22 protein-coding genes are annotated in these 16,538 nt (G+C 38.5%); 13 read left to right on the top strand and 9 right to left on the bottom strand.

Annotation, left to right across the window (positions count from 1 at the left end; all coding sequences use genetic code 11):
* Positions 1 to 32: 32 nt before the first annotated feature.
* Complete coding sequence (locus tag AC0VYV_RS14965) at positions 33 to 200, top strand: hypothetical protein (protein ID WP_194219472.1); 168 nt, start codon at positions 33 to 35, stop codon at positions 198 to 200.
* 67 nt (positions 201 to 267) lie between these two features.
* On the opposite strand, the gene mnhG is transcribed toward AC0VYV_RS14965, so the two are convergent.
* Genes mnhG through AC0VYV_RS14935 form a run of 6 tightly spaced genes read right to left on the bottom strand, consistent with a single transcriptional unit; the run spans position 268 to position 5,528 of the window.
* Positions 268 to 633 carry a monovalent cation/H(+) antiporter subunit G gene (gene mnhG, locus AC0VYV_RS14960; RefSeq protein WP_194219473.1) on the bottom strand — a complete coding sequence of 122 codons (366 nt, stop codon included), beginning with the start codon at positions 631 to 633 and terminating at the stop codon, positions 268 to 270.
* A complete protein-coding gene (locus tag AC0VYV_RS14955) occupies positions 605 to 895 on the bottom strand; it encodes a Na(+)/H(+) antiporter subunit F1 (RefSeq protein ID WP_194219474.1) in 291 nt (96 codons plus the stop codon). Before AC0VYV_RS14955 ends, mnhG begins: the two co-directional genes overlap by 29 nt.
* Positions 892 to 1,368 carry a Na+/H+ antiporter subunit E gene (locus tag AC0VYV_RS14950; RefSeq protein ID WP_194219475.1) on the bottom strand — a complete coding sequence of 159 codons (477 nt, stop codon included), beginning with the start codon at positions 1,366 to 1,368 and terminating at the stop codon, positions 892 to 894. Before AC0VYV_RS14950 ends, AC0VYV_RS14955 begins: the two co-directional genes overlap by 4 nt.
* 5 nt (positions 1,369 to 1,373) lie before the next feature.
* A complete protein-coding gene (locus AC0VYV_RS14945; protein WP_430244154.1) occupies positions 1,374 to 2,855 on the bottom strand; it encodes a Na+/H+ antiporter subunit D in 1,482 nt (493 codons plus the stop codon).
* Entirely contained in the window at positions 2,848 to 3,186 is a 339-nt protein-coding gene (locus tag AC0VYV_RS14940; RefSeq protein ID WP_194219477.1) for a Na(+)/H(+) antiporter subunit C, read from the bottom strand. Before AC0VYV_RS14940 ends, AC0VYV_RS14945 begins: the two co-directional genes overlap by 8 nt.
* A complete protein-coding gene (locus tag AC0VYV_RS14935; RefSeq protein ID WP_430244156.1) occupies positions 3,186 to 5,528 on the bottom strand; it encodes a Na+/H+ antiporter subunit A in 2,343 nt (780 codons plus the stop codon). Before AC0VYV_RS14935 ends, AC0VYV_RS14940 begins: the two co-directional genes overlap by 1 nt.
* A gap of 178 nt (positions 5,529 to 5,706) precedes the next feature.
* Between AC0VYV_RS14935 and AC0VYV_RS14930 the strand changes: the two genes are divergently transcribed.
* Complete coding sequence (locus AC0VYV_RS14930) at positions 5,707 to 6,165, top strand: hypothetical protein (protein WP_194219479.1); 459 nt, start codon at positions 5,707 to 5,709, stop codon at positions 6,163 to 6,165.
* A gap of 42 nt (positions 6,166 to 6,207) precedes the next feature.
* Here the strand turns inward: AC0VYV_RS14930 and sda are convergent, their stop codons facing one another.
* Entirely contained in the window at positions 6,208 to 6,351 is a 144-nt protein-coding gene (gene sda / locus AC0VYV_RS14925; RefSeq protein WP_226614430.1) for a sporulation histidine kinase inhibitor Sda, read from the bottom strand.
* Between the two features lie 354 nt (positions 6,352 to 6,705).
* Here sda and AC0VYV_RS14920 point away from each other — a divergent pair, with 354 nt between their 5' ends.
* From AC0VYV_RS14920 to AC0VYV_RS14885, 8 genes are read left to right on the top strand one after another with little or no spacing between them, the layout of a single operon-like run.
* The gene (locus AC0VYV_RS14920) at positions 6,706 to 7,221 is read left to right on the top strand and encodes a YqeG family HAD IIIA-type phosphatase (protein ID WP_194219481.1); all 516 of its coding nucleotides are present in this window, start codon (positions 6,706 to 6,708) and stop codon (positions 7,219 to 7,221) included.
* Positions 7,222 to 7,223: 2 nt separating this feature from the next.
* Positions 7,224 to 8,333: a ribosome biogenesis GTPase YqeH gene (gene yqeH, locus AC0VYV_RS14915; protein ID WP_475373948.1), complete on the top strand. Its 1,110-nt coding sequence runs from the start codon at positions 7,224 to 7,226 to the stop codon at positions 8,331 to 8,333.
* A 10-nt stretch (positions 8,334 to 8,343) separates the two neighbouring features.
* Positions 8,344 to 9,183 carry a shikimate dehydrogenase gene (aroE, locus tag AC0VYV_RS14910; protein ID WP_475372687.1) on the top strand — a complete coding sequence of 280 codons (840 nt, stop codon included), beginning with the start codon at positions 8,344 to 8,346 and terminating at the stop codon, positions 9,181 to 9,183.
* Positions 9,183 to 9,473: a ribosome assembly RNA-binding protein YhbY gene (yhbY, locus tag AC0VYV_RS14905; RefSeq protein WP_404681512.1), complete on the top strand. Its 291-nt coding sequence runs from the start codon at positions 9,183 to 9,185 to the stop codon at positions 9,471 to 9,473. The genes aroE and yhbY overlap by 1 nt, the downstream gene beginning before the upstream one ends.
* Positions 9,473 to 10,063: a nicotinate-nucleotide adenylyltransferase gene (locus tag AC0VYV_RS14900; RefSeq protein WP_371018229.1), complete on the top strand. Its 591-nt coding sequence runs from the start codon at positions 9,473 to 9,475 to the stop codon at positions 10,061 to 10,063. Before yhbY ends, AC0VYV_RS14900 begins: the two co-directional genes overlap by 1 nt.
* Entirely contained in the window at positions 10,050 to 10,616 is a 567-nt protein-coding gene (yqeK, locus tag AC0VYV_RS14895) for a bis(5'-nucleosyl)-tetraphosphatase (symmetrical) YqeK (protein WP_194219486.1), read from the top strand. The genes AC0VYV_RS14900 and yqeK overlap by 14 nt, the downstream gene beginning before the upstream one ends.
* 20 nt (positions 10,617 to 10,636) lie before the next feature.
* Entirely contained in the window at positions 10,637 to 10,990 is a 354-nt protein-coding gene (rsfS, locus tag AC0VYV_RS14890) for a ribosome silencing factor (RefSeq protein ID WP_194219487.1), read from the top strand.
* A 1-nt stretch (position 10,991) separates the two neighbouring features.
* Positions 10,992 to 11,720 (top strand): class I SAM-dependent DNA methyltransferase, encoded by a 729-nt coding sequence (locus AC0VYV_RS14885; RefSeq protein ID WP_475373947.1) that lies wholly within the window; start codon positions 10,992 to 10,994, stop codon positions 11,718 to 11,720.
* Between the two features lie 87 nt (positions 11,721 to 11,807).
* On the opposite strand, the gene comER is transcribed toward AC0VYV_RS14885, so the two are convergent.
* Positions 11,808 to 12,644 carry a late competence protein ComER gene (gene comER / locus AC0VYV_RS14880; protein ID WP_475365523.1) on the bottom strand — a complete coding sequence of 279 codons (837 nt, stop codon included), beginning with the start codon at positions 12,642 to 12,644 and terminating at the stop codon, positions 11,808 to 11,810.
* A gap of 101 nt (positions 12,645 to 12,745) precedes the next feature.
* Between comER and AC0VYV_RS14875 the strand changes: the two genes are divergently transcribed.
* The 3 genes from AC0VYV_RS14875 (at position 12,746) to AC0VYV_RS14865 (ending at position 16,300) form a co-directional block, all read left to right on the top strand.
* Positions 12,746 to 13,387: a helix-hairpin-helix domain-containing protein gene (locus tag AC0VYV_RS14875; RefSeq protein ID WP_430244165.1), complete on the top strand. Its 642-nt coding sequence runs from the start codon at positions 12,746 to 12,748 to the stop codon at positions 13,385 to 13,387.
* A 67-nt stretch (positions 13,388 to 13,454) separates the two neighbouring features.
* Positions 13,455 to 14,018 carry a ComE operon protein 2 gene (locus tag AC0VYV_RS14870; protein ID WP_194219491.1) on the top strand — a complete coding sequence of 188 codons (564 nt, stop codon included), beginning with the start codon at positions 13,455 to 13,457 and terminating at the stop codon, positions 14,016 to 14,018.
* Positions 14,018 to 16,300, top strand: a complete 2,283-nt coding sequence (locus AC0VYV_RS14865; RefSeq protein ID WP_475373946.1) for a DNA internalization-related competence protein ComEC/Rec2 — start codon at positions 14,018 to 14,020, stop codon at positions 16,298 to 16,300. Before AC0VYV_RS14870 ends, AC0VYV_RS14865 begins: the two co-directional genes overlap by 1 nt.
* A gap of 25 nt (positions 16,301 to 16,325) precedes the next feature.
* Here the strand turns inward: AC0VYV_RS14865 and AC0VYV_RS14860 are convergent, their stop codons facing one another.
* Positions 16,326 to 16,457 (bottom strand): YqzM family protein, encoded by a 132-nt coding sequence (locus tag AC0VYV_RS14860; RefSeq protein ID WP_194219493.1) that lies wholly within the window; start codon positions 16,455 to 16,457, stop codon positions 16,326 to 16,328.
* Positions 16,458 to 16,538: the final 81 nt, after the last annotated feature.

Below are 16,538 nucleotides of genomic sequence, written 5' to 3'. Positions count from 1 at the left end.
TAGATTGTTTGAAGGAGAGAAGGAGGGGGAGCATGAGTTACGGTTATCCCGGTTGTGGTTATCCTTATCCGCCTTACCCATACCCATATCCAGGCTATGGCGGAGGATATTTTGCCTTAATCGTTGTTCTACTAGTATTACTACTTGTTATTGGCGGAGGATACTATTACTACGCTAATCATTATGGAAGCTATAAATAATTTGATAAATCTATAACAATAATTTCAAGGACACGGTCAACATGTAAAAAAGCAAGTACGAAAGGGTTTAACCCTTTTTCGTACTTGCTTTTTGGTTTTGTGCTTTATCAAGATCATCTCTCGTAGTTTTATCCCAGAGCGGAACACCTTTTTGATAAGCAGCTCTAGAAATCATATGTCCAGAAACTGGAGCTGTCATCAAAATGAAAATAATACCGAGAATGAGCTTTCCACTTACCATTTGTTCTTCAAAGATAAAATAAAGGAAAGCGGCAATGAGGATTCCAGCTACTCCTAGAGTAGCGCTTTTTGAAGCAGCATGTAGACGAGTATAAACGTCAGGAAGTCGAAAAATTCCAAGTGCTCCAGAAAAAAGGAAAAACGTGCCAATGATCATAAAAATGCTAATCACGACTTCTTTCAATGATAACACCCTTTTCCAGAAATTTAGCAATAGCTACTGTGCCTATAAAAGCGAGAATTCCAATAAGAAGAATAATATCATTGAAATACGCTGTTTCCAGTTTGATTGCTAGAATACCCGCTATTGCCATAAGATTAATGCCGATTGTATCCAGTGCAACAGCACGGTCAGGATTTGAAGGTCCTTTTATTGCTCGATAGAGTAAAAATAGGGTAGAGATTGCGATGATGACGATACAAATGGTTGATACAGTAGATAAAAGAGAAGTCATCTCGTCACCTCCATAATTGCTTTCTCAAATGTGCCTTTAATTTCTTTAATAACCTCATCTGCATCAGGTGCGTCCATAGCATGGATATAAATGTGCATATTATCTGGAGCGACTGAAACCGTTAGTGTCCCTGGTGTTAATGTAATGAGATTTGCGAGCATCGTAATTTCCCAGTTTGTTCGAACATCAATGGGTACAGCGATAATGCCTGGTTCCATTTTAAGTTTGGGACTATATACGAGCTTAACAACCTGAACATTAGCCATAATCAGCTCTTTAATAAACAAAAACAATAACTTAAGAATCGCCCAAAGACGATAAAAGTAAAAGCGGTCTGGAATGAAACGCTCCATTAATAGAAGTAATCCGATTCCAAATAAATAGCCTACAAAGAACGTACTAAAAGAGTAACTTTCAAAAAGAAACATCCAGAGAACGGCAATAATCAGGTTTATGATAATTTGTATTGGCATGCCATCTACTCCTTCATAACCGAATCAATATAATTTGCTGGATCAATCATTTGATCCGCAATTGTTTGAACCGTAGGATAAATAAATTCTGCACCTAATCCAAGAAATATCGTGAAAATGAGTAAGAAAGTAGCAGGCATTATTTTACCTTTAGTAGAGTTAACTGTTGAAACATATTCCTGCTTTGCCTCTCCCCAGAATCCATTAATAAAGATGCGGATAACAGAAAGAAGAATTAAAAGACTGGTCACTAATCCTATAATCGCTAGTACATAATGTCCTTCCTCGAAAGCACCTCTTAGAATAAGGAGTTTACCGATAAATCCACTAAATGGCGGTAATCCAGCAAGCGCTAATGCTGCAATGAAAAAGAGCCATCCAAGGACTGGTTGATTTTTAATAATGCCACCCATCTTTCTTAAATCTGATGTGCCGGCGTAAGCCACCATAGCACCAACAAGGAAGAAGAGTGCTGCTTTAATAATCATATCATGAAGCAAATAATAAATTGTGCCTGCAAGAGCAGTTGCTGAGAACGTGCCAATACCAAGAATCATATAACCAACTGCTGGAATGATATTATAGGCAATAATCAATTGCACATTATTCGTCGAAAGGGCCCCAATCACACCGAAAACAAGCGTGAATCCTGCCAGTACAAGCAAAATTTGATGCGTAACTGTAAGGTTATAGACGAAGATCAGAGAGAAAACTCTTAGTATAGAATATACCCCAACTTTGGTAAGTAACGCTCCAAATAATGCTGAAATAACAGTTGGTGGAACTGTATAAGACTTAGGGAGCCAGAAATATAATGGGAAAAGCGCACCTTTCGTTGCAAAAACGATCAATAACAAAATGCCAATGGTCGTTAACACACCATCCTGTTGAACTTCACCGATCCGTTCAGCTAACTGAGCCATATTGACTGTCCCAACTACTGCATATAGAAAGGCGATCGTTGTAACAAACAGCATAGATGAAAATAGATTGATAATGATGTATTTAAAGGACTCTCTGAATTGTTCTTTGGTCCCACCAAGAACGATTAATCCGTATGAAGCAATAAGCAGTACTTCGAAGAAGACGAATAAGTTAAATAGGTCTCCTGTTAGAAACGCACCACTAACACCCGCAATGAGAAGTTGAAAAAGCGGATAAAAGTAAAACCGTTCGCGTTGTTCATCAAGCGAATTAAAAGCATAAAAAGCACATGCAACAGCAATGATATTCGCAGTGACGACTAACAACATAGCAAGCGGATCGGCGACCAGAACAATGCCATAAGGCACTGTCCAATCCCCGGCTTTTAATACGATCGTGCCGTTTTGAATCACATTAAATGCGATGACAGATACAACTGCGAGATTGACTAGCACCATAATGCGTGTAATCAATCGTACAAGTGGCAACCGTTTATTGAGGAATACAAGAATGATTCCAGTTAATAACGGTAATAAAATTGGTAGTATAGCTAGATTACTCATTTTCGTTACCCCTTAACTTCTCCATATTATCAGTACCGTTCGTTTGATATGTCCGATACGCTAGCACAAGAAGAAACGATGTCACACCGAAACTAATAACGATGGAAGTTAATATAAGTGCCTGTGGCAACGGATCAACATAACTTGTTACGCCTTCTGCAAGGATAGGAGGTTTTCCACGATTTAACTTTCCCATCGTAATAATAAAGAGGTGTGCTCCATGAGACAACAGTGCCGTACCGATAATGATTTTAAGAATTTGTTTTTGCAGCATCATGTAGACACCTGCTGTAAAAAGCAGACCTGCAAGTACAGACATGATAATTTCCATTAATCATTTCCCTCCTTCTTACTCGGACGCAATTTAATCATTGTGAAGATGCCGAGCGCAGCAAGTCCAAGTACAAGGATTTCAAGCATCGTGTCAAGTCCACGGAAGTCAACAAGAATAACGTTAACAACGTTGTCTCCTCCGCCCAATTTATAGGAGTTTTTAAGAAAGTACTCTGAAATTGGTTCAAACAATTTCGTACTGTGTGAAGCGATTCCTATCATAGTTACAAGAACCCCTACAGATATAGAGATGACCCAGTTAACGGCGTTTGTTCTTTTGGATTCCTTCTGTTTATCAAAATTAGGCAAGTGATAAAAACATAGAAGAAATAGTGCAACCGTTACGGTTTCTACAATAAGCTGAGTGAGCGCTAAGTCTGGTGCTCGGAAGAAGACGAATAATAGGGATAATCCATACCCTACGATTCCAAGTACTAGAATAGCGGCAATACGATTCTTCATAAAAATCGTTCCAAAAGCAGCGCCGGCCATCACAATCGCTATAAGTAACTCAGGAATAGCAATCGGGGCCAGGTCATCAAATGACATTTCGAAGCCTCCAGTAACACTTATGGTGATGGAGACAAGAGCTATGAAGAAGATTAGGATATATATCATGTAATGCCTGAGAGATCCAGTCATATAACCATTCGTTAATTTCTTAGATCCATTTATGATGCCGTTTATAATACCATCATAGGCTTTAGCTGCAGAAAGTTTACCAGGTAAAATAGTGTATATACGTTCCCATTTTGTACGGGTCAGATAGAAAACCGTTCCTAGCAAAAGTACAGCTAAACTCATGTAAAGAGCAGGCCCTAATCCGTGCCAGAATTTAATATGCGTTTCACCAGCTGAACCGGCTATGGAATCCACCATTGGCGAAAGAAGAGAATGCCCAAAAACGTTCGGAACAAAAGCAATGACGATCACAAGAAGTACAAGAATGATTGGCGAGATAAGCATACCAATCGGTGCTTCGTGTGGTTCTTTAGGTAATTTATCCCTTTGTTTACCGGTAAATGTTCGGAAGAAAAGCATAATGGAATAAACAAAAGTGAAGATACTTCCGCCAACTGCTAAATAAGGGAAATAAGGTGAAACAGCTTCAACAATTGTAGATGCATTTTCAAAATGCAGGGACGATTCAAAGAACATTTCTTTACTCAGGAAACCGTTTAGAAAAGGTAGCGGGAATCCTGCCATTGAGAATGTGCCAAAGAATGCTAAGGTTGCAGTGATTGGCATGAACGTAAATAGGCCTCCGAGCCTTCTAATATCTCGAGTGCCTGTCTCGTGATCAATAATACCTGCGACCATAAAGAGACTCCCTTTGAACGTAGCGTGGTTCAAAATGTGGAATACCGCTGCAAGAATAGCCACTTCAGTACCAAAACCTAACATAGCCATGATCATACCCAGTTGACTAATCGTCGAATAGGCGAGGATAGCTTTAAGATCTGTTTGTCTAACCGCCATATAAGATCCCCAGCATAGCGTGAGCAATCCAAATCCACTAACAATCAAGAAAAAGAGATCGGTACCTGCGAAGATGAGGCTTAACCTCGCAACAAGGTAGATACCAGCTTTAACCATAGTAGCTGAGTGTAGGAAGGCACTGACTGGTGTTGGTGCTTCCATTGCGTCAGGTAACCATGTATGAAATGGAAACTGAGCTGATTTCGTAAAAGCTCCCAGTAGTACGAGTACTAAGATGAATGGGAAAAGGGAAGACGTAACAATCATCTCTCCGCTTTCAATAATCCCCCTAATACTTGCCGTTCCTGTGATATCTGCCATGAGTAAAAAACCACCGAGCATGGCTAGACCGCCAAAAACAGTAATCATCATGGATTTAAGGGCACCAGATGTTGATTTCTCTCGTTGGTACCAGTATCCAATTAGCAGGAATGATGAAATGCTCGTTAATTCCCAGAATGTGTAGAGAACAAATAAATTATCCGACAACACAACCCCGAGCATGGCTCCCATAAACAATAGGAGATAGACATAAAAATGGCCAAGCTTTTCGGCTTTACTTAAATAATAAATGGAATAGAGAACAACGAGTGATCCAATTCCAGTGATCAAAAGCGCGAAAAACAGGCCAAGACCATCAATATAGAATGTAACGTTCACTCCGAGTGATGGAATCCACTCAAACGTTTTAAGTGTATGTACACCCTGCGTAACTTCTTTTATAAACGTAAGAAAATACCCAAACAACACTATCGGAACTAAAAGAACAAACCATCCTAAATGGACTTGTTTGACGCCCCGATAAAGTAACGGGATGAAAAACGCTGCCAGAAAAGGTAGCAAGACAGCTGCATGAAGCATTCTACAAAAACCTCCCCACTAATGCTCAATATGATAAAAGTTCAAATGAACTCATATTGCGATACTTCAATTGTAATCAAAAACCGACACGTTTATCAACTTTTCCTGTTTAAAAAAGCAACTTTCCCGTATAAGTTTTCCAAACATCGCCGATTCTATTTGCGAAAGGAGGATTCACGTGATAAAATCCATTTCTATTCTTATTCCTATCCTTATATTGTTAACGGCGTGTCAAACGATATATAAAAGCGAGGATCAATCTCCATTTGGGCCAAGAGAATATTTTCGCTCAATAGAAATGGCTCCCATCGGAGCCGCAATAATGAAAGATCATAAACCGTTAAGTTCATTAGAAGCTATTCGGAAAAAAATAAAAAACGAGTCTGCTATAAATGATGTCATTATTTTATCCCGTAATGACCAAACGGTGGTGGCGTTGAAACCTTTTGCATATACAAGACAAGATATTGAGCCATTGCTTACAGAGTACAAGGAATGGTTTCAAGCAGAAGGATTGGCGGTTGTCTTCTTATCAGAACCTGATCACTTTCGAAAAGCGAAGAAAATGAAGACGACTGATGAAGTAACAAGCGAAGAGTGGACTTCTTCATGGGGGAACTACTTTGAAATCGAATAAAACAAAAAGGCCAACCCTGGATACGATCAAGGTTGGCAATGTTTAAATCCCGATAAGAGAAACTTGCTTATCAAGTCTGCGCCTTTCGATCTCACGTTGAATAAGACCTATAAAGTCGCTACTTAGCTTTAATTCTTTTGCCTTATAAAAGGATTCAATCAATAAGTCATCTGATAACTTTTCCATGATTAAGCACCTCCTGAATAAGGTTCTATTCTCCGTCTAGTCCGCATATTGTGTATGTGGATCTTTTATTTGCAGTAAGCTTACCACGTAAACATACGGAGAACAACCGTTCCGTTATCCACAGTGAAGAGTGGATAATTTGTGGGTATCATGTTTATATCTTAGTCATTCACAATGATTTTATGGTTTGTTTATGTTAATAATGTTATCCACATATTTTGTGAATGACATAATGTGTCGAAAAATTTTGATTTTATTATTTTGTTTTCATTTTGTTCATTCGTAAGTTAATAGTTGTACGAGGTGAAAATATTGATACAATAGGGATGTCACTAATAGTAGGAGTGTTGCAATTTGCTAAATAAGTTTTTACCAAATGAACATGTACAAGACATCTTTCAAATAAGTCCAGAATTATTGAAAGAGCGAGGCATTAAGGGCATTATTACTGATCTCGATAACACCCTTGTGGAATGGAATAGAGCTGATGCCACACCTAAGTTGCTAAAATGGTTTAAGCAAATGAGTGATGAGGGCATTCTCGTTACCATTGTTTCGAATAATAATAAGACAAGAGTAGAAAAGTTTGCCTCACCAGTTGAGGTGCCATTTATATATGAAGCTCGAAAACCGATGACTAAAGCTTTTCGGAAAGCGTTGAAGGATATGAATCTTAGCGCAGATGATACTGTAGTTATTGGAGATCAAATTTTCACGGATGTGGTCGGAGGAAATCGCATGGGCCTTCATACAATTCTTGTCGTGCCAGTTGCAAGCACAGATGGGTTCTTTACGAAATTCAATCGAAAAATAGAAAGCATTTTCCTTACCTGGATGAAACGAAAAGGGAAGATAAATTGGGAGGAATAAGTTTGGACAACGAACAAATTATTTGCGCCGGATGCGGTGTACACATTCAAACAGAAGACAAAAACGTACTTGGCTATGCACCACCGTCTGCACTTAATCGAGACGTCATTATATGTCAGCGTTGTTTTCGTTTAAAGCACTATAATGAAATTCAAGACGTTTCTTTAACAGATGATGACTTTTTGAAAATACTAAATGAAATTAGCCAAACGGATGCTCTTATCGTCAAGATTGTCGATATCTTCGATTTTAATGGAAGTTGGCTTCCTGGTATTCAGAGATTCGCAGGAGGAAATCCTGTTTTATTAGTTGGAAACAAAGTAGATTTGTTGCCCAAGTCAGTAAACAAATCAAAGTTAGTAAAGTGGATGCAAACAAGCGCCAAAGAGAATGGACTAAAGCCTGCTGATGTCATGTTAATGAGTGCAGAAAAAGGCGATAGCGTTATGGATGTAGCAGGTGAAATTGATCGCTTGAGAGATGGAAAAGATGTTTATATAATTGGCTGTACAAATGTTGGTAAATCAACTTTTGTAAATCAACTTATACAAGAGTTTGGCGGAGATGAAGAGCAAATGATTACAACAAGTCAGTTTCCAGGTACAACACTTGACTTGATTGATATTCCGCTTGATGATGGAAACACATTATATGACACTCCAGGTATTATTAATCATCATCAGATGGCACACTTTGTCAACGCTGAGGAATTAAAAGTAATTAGTCCAAAGAAAGAAATTAAACCTAAAGTATTTCAGTTAAATGAAGGACAAACGCTGTTTTTCGGTGGACTTGCACGCCTTGATTTTCTTGAGGGCGGAAGGCAGTCTTTTATTTGTCATGTGTCAAATGATCTCTATATCCATCGTACAAAAATTGAGAAGGCTGATGATCTTTATGATGAGCATCTAGGAGAACTTCTTTATCCTCCAGGAGATCAGTCAAAGAAAGAGCTGCCTGCTCTAGTTGGTCATGAACTCCGCATCAAAGAGGAAAAGATGGATATCGTTTTTTCAGGTCTAGGATGGGTAACCGTATCCGGTAAAGGAACAACTGTGAAAGCATATGCACCTGAAGGAGTAGGCGTGTCTATTAGAAAATCACTCATCTAGGAGGCAGATAATGGGGAAGTTATATGGACTGATTGGTCATCCTATAGGACATTCGATGTCACCGATCATGCATAACGGTGAATTTAAAGAGCTTGGTTTATCGCATCATTACCATGCATTTGATCTATCGCCAGAACAGCTGGAAGATGGTGTGGATGCAATGAAAATGCTTGATATTCAAGGTTTCAATGTGACCATTCCACACAAAGTCGCCATTATTCCATTACTAGATGAGGTGGAGCAAGAAGCTATTGATATTGGTGCAGTTAATACGGTTTATAAGCGTGATGGTAAATATATCGGTACGAACACTGATGGATCAGGTTATTTACTTTCGTTGCTCACTTTGATTGGAGAAAAAAACTTGAGCGGAAAGAAAATTCTTGTTATTGGTGCTGGAGGCGCTGCTCGAGCAGTTGCTGTTTCTGTTTCCCAATCCGAGGTGGCATCTTTAACGATTGCCAATCGAACACTTGAGAAAGCAGAAGAGCTATCAAAATTATGTCAACATTACAGCGTGGCAAATGCTATAACGCTATCTGAAGCAGAGACTTCATTGGGACAGTTCGATATCGTTATTAATACAACGTCTATTGGTATGAGCCCTCACCTTGATCGAATGCCAATATCACTTGAACATATAAGATCAGGTACGGTTGTTAGTGATTTGATTTATAATCCACTAGAAACAAAATGGATGAAGCTTGCAAAATCAAAAGGCGCAGTCACTGATAATGGCATCTCGATGTTCGTTGAACAGGGGGCGCTTGCATTTGAAAAGTGGACAGGAGTCTCGCCTGATCGGAAACGAATGCGAAATACGGTTTTAAAAGAGCTAGGAGGATATTAATGTTAACAGGAAAACAAAAGCGTTTCTTACGCGCAAAAGCTAATCGTCTAAACCCTATTTTCCAAGTAGGAAAAGGTGGCGTGAATGAGAATATGACAAAACAAATTGAAGAAGCATTAGAGGTTAGAGAGCTTATTAAAGTAAGCATTCTTCAAAATTGTGACGAAGATCGCAATACAGTTGGGGAACAACTATCAACTGAAACAGGGGCGGAGCTCGTACAAATTATTGGGAATATGGTTGTTTTGTATAAAGAATCAGAAGAGAATAAAGAAATTATTCTTCCATAATGACTGTTGAGAAAAAATTAAGAGTCGGCCTACTCGGTGGAACATTTGACCCCCCTCATCTCGGTCATCTTACCATTGCGCAAGGGGTGCTCGAAACTTGCCAAATGGATGAAATTTGGTTTATGCCAAGTCATCGACCTCCACATAAAAATGGTAGTCATATTACTGATAATCATCACCGTGTGAAGATGGTACAGTTGGCAATAGAGGGGAACCCTTACTTTAAGCTTTCTTTAATCGAATTTGAACGTAATGATCGATCCTATACAATTGATACAATTGAAATATTGAAAGAAAATTATCCTAATATCGATTTTTATTTTATCATTGGTGGAGATATGATTGAGGATCTCCCCAATTGGCATCGAATTGATGAGTTGTCTTCGATGATTTCATTTGTAGGAGTAAATCGACCTGGGTATGATCCAGATAAAGAACGTTACAATGTTTCTGTTATAGACGTTCCTCAAATCGATGTTTCTTCAAGTGAATTAAGAGACGATTTACGCCATAGAAAGAGTGGACGGTACTTGCTTCCAGAAGCCGTCCGAACTTTTATTGAAGAGAAGGGATTATATGAATCGAACTGAAGCGTTAAAGTTAGTTGAGCCTCATTTAACTGAGCATCGCTACGTTCATACTGTTGGAGTAACGGATACTGCAATTGAGCTTGCAGAAAAATATGGCGCAGATCGTCAAAAGACAGAAATTGCGGCTATTTTTCATGATTATGCTAAGTTTCGTCCAAAGGATGAAATGCGCCAGGTTATTATTGATCAAGGATTTCCTGAAGATTTGCTGGAGTATTCGCCTGAACTCTGGCACGCTCCAGTTGGAGCTTATTTAGTACGTTGTGAGATAGGGATTGAGGATGAAGAAATTCTAAATGCCATCAAATATCATACTTCAGGTCGTCCTGAAATGACATTAATGGAAAAATGTGTGTTTATAGCTGATTACATTGAACCAGGACGGTCATTTCCTGGTGTAGATGAGGTCAGAGAAATGGTTCAACAAGATCTCGATCAAGCTATTGCGTTGTCTCTCAGGAATACTGTGCAGTTTCTAATGAAGAAGAATCAACCCGTTTATCCGGCGACGTTCTTAACATATAACAGCATTGTAAAATCATTGAACGCCTGAGAAGAATTGGAGGAAACAATATGAATGAAAACCAAATGATTAACCTTGCTGCAAAAGCAGCCGATGATAAAAGAGCTGAAGATATTGTAGCCCTTAATATGAATGGAGTTTCTTTAATTGCAGATTACTTCTTGATTTGTCACGGGAATTCAGAGAAGCAAGTTCAAGCTATTGCAAAAGAGGTTAAAGACCAGGCATTAGAGCAAGGTATGGATGTGAAGAGGCTTGAGGGATATGACCAAGCGAGATGGGTTCTTGTTGATTTAGGGAACGTCATTGTCCATATTTTTCATAAAGATGAGCGCAACTATTATAATCTTGAGAAATTATGGGGCGATGCACCGCATTTAAGCCTTGAAGAAATTCTGGCATAATATGCAATCGTATGAACGCTTTTCTTATGTTTACGATCGTTTGATGGAAGAAGCTCCTTATGAGAAATGGTCTGCTCTTGTTAAAGGGGAATTGTCTCATGGTCGTATTTTGGATTTAGGATCTGGTACTGGAGAATGTTCAATTAGACTTGCGTCAGCGGGATATGATGTTACTGCAGTGGATCTTTCAGAACATATGCTTTCCGTGGCGCAAGATAAAGCACTAAAATACAATCTTCCTATAAACCTGCTCCAACAAGATATGAGAGAACTTGATACTGGTGAAACGTACGACATAGTAACGATTTTTTGTGATTCTTTGAACTATGTCACAGATAAAAATGGTGTTCAAGATTCTTTTCGAAGCATTTATAAGCATTTAAAACCAGGTGGGGTTTTGTTATTTGATGTTCACTCTCTTCACAAAATGGAAAACCATTTTGTTGGTCATACTTTTGCGAGTAGTGAAGATGACATTTCTTATATATGGAATAGTTATGCCGGGGAAGAAGAGGGATCTGTTGAGCATGAATTAAGCTTTTTTGTAGAAAATGAAGAAGGTCTCTATGAACGATTTGATGAGCTTCATTTTCAAAGAACGTTCCAAACGGATGATTATATAGCCTGGTTAACAGAGGTAGGCTTTTCAAATATTTCAGTAACAGCTGACTTTACTGAGCTAGCTCCAACTCCTACATCTGAGCGCCTGTTTTTTAGAGCTGTGAAATGAAAAAAGAGTGATTTCAACTGAAATCACTCTTTTTTTATTTGGTTAAAGGAAACGGCTAAGTTTTGACGAATGAACTTTAAGTAGTTATTATTTTTGTCTCGATTCTTCCTTGAATTGAATTTTAATTCCTTCGCGATCTTCATCAAATTTTTTATGAGTGCTCTGTATTAAATGACGAAACATCTCTCCAGTTTCCGCTTCGAGAACTTTCAACCCTTCTCCAGTTACGCCTCCTTTTACAGTTACTTTTCTCTGCAATGTTTCAAGTGAAAAATAATCTTTTTCAAGAAGCTTCCCCATCCCGATCAGCATTTCAGTAGCCAAAATGGAAGCCTGTTCATTTGATATGTCTGTTTCAGCTACTGCTCCTTCGATGAACTGTTGGATCAAGTAACTTAGAAAAGCAGGACCACAACTGACAATATCAGATGAAACTCTAGTGATTTCTTCTTCTGTTTCGATCGGCGTTGAAATTTGTGACATGAGGTAAAGCAATTTCACTTTATTTGCTTCAGAACACTGACTGCTGAATGTTACGAGTGAAGCGCCACTTAGGGCCCTGTTTGTAATGCTTGGGATGGCTCTTGCAACATCACATGGAACAAACGATTGGAGTTCACTCACCTTAATTGGACTTGTGATGGAAACAACAAGATGCTGGGGTTTAAGTCCAGGTCGAATTTTCTTTAAGAGTGGGAAATACTCATGTGGCTTTACACAAACAAAGATCATATCAGATTTTTTCACTACTTCTTCTGCGCTTCTCACAAGGTTTAACGAAGGGTACTGCCTTTTTAATGTTGCTGCTTTTTCGATTGATCGATTTACTATTGTGAGATGGGAAGGTATTACGGCGCACGAATCAATAAAGGAAGAAATAAGAATTGTCCCCATATTGCCGGTACCAATTACACCGATTTTCAATTTACTCCCCCTCCTTCCATACTCATTTCTCCTACAACATATGTATGAAAGTCTCAATATATGTTTAAGACCATGAAACATTAGAAAGGTATGAGAGAAGAATGAAGTATTTTCGAAATTTAACTGTTCGTGAAAAAGTAATTCTTTCTATTCTGGCCGTTTCGGTTGGTATTAGTTTCCTCTTTTATTTTAATGTATTTGCAGAAAATCAAGACAATCTCTCATTTGATCATGCGCTTTTAGAAAGTGAAGGTGGTGAACTCCAAGAAACAAAAGAAACGGTTGTAGAGAAGCCGGATGAAGTAGTTAGTGTCGTACTGGTAGACGTGAAAGGAGCTGTAGTAGCGCCAGGCGTGTATGAAATAAATAGCAATGGGCGCGTAAAGGATGTCATTAAAAAAGCTGGAGGATTTCTTGAAGATGCCGATCAGGTTCAGCTGAACTTAGCAAGCAAAGTAGTGGATGAAATGGTCATTTATGTACCAATAGTTGGGGAAGTGACATCTAGTTCAGTTAGTTCAGTTAGTGAGAAGCCAAGTGTTGAATCACAGCTCGTTTCAATTAATTCAGCTGATTTAAATGAGCTTCAAAAACTGCCGGGGATAGGTCCTGCCAAGGCTGAAGCAATTGTCCAATTTCGAGAAGACAATGGTAGTTTTACTGCAATAGAAGAATTGATGAACATCAGTGGGATCGGGGAGAAAACGTTTGAGAAATTAAAGGATTTGATTACGGTTCAATGAGATAGATTGACGAGACAGTTTATTTAGATCAAACTAATAGAAGATAAAAGACATTGGGGGGAGAACCTTGGAACGCATTTCGTGGGATCAATATTTTATGGCGCAAAGCCATTTACTTGCACTTAGGAGCACATGCACTCGTTTAACTGTAGGGGCAACAATTGTGAGGGATAAGCGTATGATTGCTGGCGGATATAATGGATCTGTGTCAGGTGGGGTGCATTGTATTGATGAAGGATGTTACGTCATTGATAATCATTGTGTTCGTACCATTCATGCTGAAATGAATGCAATTATACAATGTGCTAAATTTGGTGTGCAAACAACTGATGCTGAAATTTATGTTACTCATTTTCCCTGTCTCAACTGCTGTAAAGCAATTATACAGGCTGGAATTAAAACGGTCATCTACGCTGAGAATTATAAAAATCATCCTTATGCGATTGAATTATTTGAGGATGCAGGAGTAAGTGTTAGACAAGTTGAGCTGGAAGAAATGATTTTGGATACAAATAGTCAAGAGAAACTTGATTTAACGGCTGATTTGTTAAGAAAAGTATCTGATGCTGGACTCGATCCAACAGAAGTAAAACCTTTATATGAGAAAGCTTCAAAACTATACGGCATGTAATGAAAGGGAATTTGTGGGTCATAGCAGCTGCTGCATTCATTGGCGTAATGAGTGTCAATTTTTCAGGCGCCTTTTTTGTATTATTTGTAGTATTACTATGGTTATGGAAGGGCAAGCGAAAGCTATTAATGCTGTTAGTTTGCCTAACCTGCATTCTTTTCTTTAGTTATACAGTTATTGTGAATGTTTTTAATGTAACATCCTTAAAGGAAGGGCCAAGTATTATTCTAGGAACCATTTCGTCAATACCAGAAATTGATGGCGATTTTATGTCATTTGAACTAAAGACTGAAAAAGAGAAATTGAAGGTCAATTATTATATCTCCTCTATACAAGAAAAAAATGAAGTAGAGCAATTAGAAGTTGGTTATACATGTTACCTTTCTGGGTCGCTAGAGCCTCCATCCCCTCTCAGAGTTCCCTCTTTATTTGATTATGAGCGTTATCTTTATTACCAAAACATTCATTGGATTTATGAACTAAAATCAAAGCCTGAATGTCACAAATTATCAAAGTCATTTTTTTCTTTAGTTCAGCAATCTCGTCAAAATGTTTTATCGACCATTGTTTCAGAATACCCAGCCCGCCTTCATGGATTGGCTGCTTCTTTGTTAATAGGCGAACGAAGCCTATTACCAGATGAAGTTGAGGAAGCTTATCAAGTTTTAGGATTAAGTCATGTTCTGGCTGTTTCGGGGTTACACGTTGGCGTTGTGGGAGGGGTGTTCTTTTGGTTATGTATCCGTTTAGGACTAACCAGAGAAAAAGCGTATACTTCACTCATTGCATTTTATCCGATTTATATGACTCTAACAGGATGTGCTCCTTCTGTTATGAGAGCTTCATTAATGGCTATGCTAGTTGTCATCAGCTTGCGGCTAAAGTTAAATGTCAATCCGCTTGATGGTGTTTCATTCGCTTGTGTGGTTATTTTATCTGTAAACCCATATTACGCCTACCATATTGGATTTCAGCTTTCTTTTCTCATTGCGTTTGCTTTAATTGTTTCTTCCAAATCGATCATTAATCGTTCAACTCATCCATTCGCTCAGCTTCTTTCTCTTTCTGTTCTCCCTCAAATTATTTCATTCCCCGTTGTTATTTATCACTTTCATCAAATTTCCATTCTAAGTCTTGGATTAAACCTCATATATGTTCCAATTATTTCAGTCATTGTATTACCAGGTTTGATGCTTACCTTTCTATTGCATACCCTCCACTTACATTTTCTTTTTCAATTTATTTCTGAAATTCTCGTTTTTTTTATAGATCATATTCATACTTTCTTTGTATTTATTGCAGGTAAGGATACGATTGTTGTATTCGGGAAAATATCAGCCATAACGCTAATTGTCTCATTAGGCGTAAGTATTGGTATCTTGCTTTTGTGGGAGCGTGGAAATGTTTTCTTAGGCGGAACTTTGTGGAGTGTATTTTGCATCGTATTATACGTTATGCCTTATTTGAATCCATATGGAGAAGTGTCGTTTATTGACGTGGGTCAAGGAGATAGTATATTAATTACATTGCCTTTTCAAAGGCAAGTCATCTTAATTGATACAGGAGGAAGACCGATGTATGGCAATGAGGAAGAGTGGCGAAAAAGAGCTTCATCATTTGATATAGGGGGTGATGTAGTCCTTCCATATATCAAGTCTAAAGGAATTCGTGCCGTTGATTTGTTAATTTTGACACATGGGGATTATGATCATGCGGGGGGAGCCAAGGAGTTGCTTGAAGGGATCTCTGTAAGAAGGTTATTACTCGATCACAGCACAGAACAAACGGCATTAGAAAAAGAGTTGATTCATATTGCGAAAGAAGGGGGGACCACTATTTCTTTAGCGGAGGCGGGGCAATCCTGGTCTCTGAATGACGCTCGATTTACAATTTTTCAGGCTTTAGAGAAAGCAGAAGAGAACGACGGTAGCATTATACTTCATGCACGATTAGGCGGATATAGTTGGCTATTTACAGGAGATCTGGAAGAAGAGGGAGAACGTCGATTGCTTTCAAGTGGTTACCTCAAAGAAATCGATGTACTAAAAGTAGGGCATCATGGAAGCCCTACATCCAGCTCTAAAGAGTTTATTGAGCATTTATCACCTGAGCTTTCGATTATTTCAGTAGGTGTAAATAATCGATATGGTCATCCAAACGAAGAGGTTTTGAAAAGGTATGAAGAACTTCATATTCCAGTCCTCAGAACAGATGAGAATGGTACGGTGAGATACATCTTTAGAAACAACAAAATTGGAAGGTGGTCTGTGATGTTAAATTGAAAATAGACTGCCTGGGGCAGTCTATTTAGCCTAGCGCTTTAATAATTACAGCCGTGAAGAAAATGATGGAAAAGAATAAAAATGGTACTGCAAAGCCAACAGCTGATTGGACAGCGTCGTTCTCCTTAGCTTGAACATCTTTTTCGAACTCGTTCATTTGCCTTCCCTCCTGCTTCCCCAATAGTATTCACTGTTAACTACCTATGTAGTCTTTATGTAGGGGTTTTCCTTTAAATGT

This window comes from Anaerobacillus sp. QJM3NY_17, from assembly GCF_056173665.1.
This window is presented reverse-complemented; position numbering and strand designations above follow the sequence as displayed.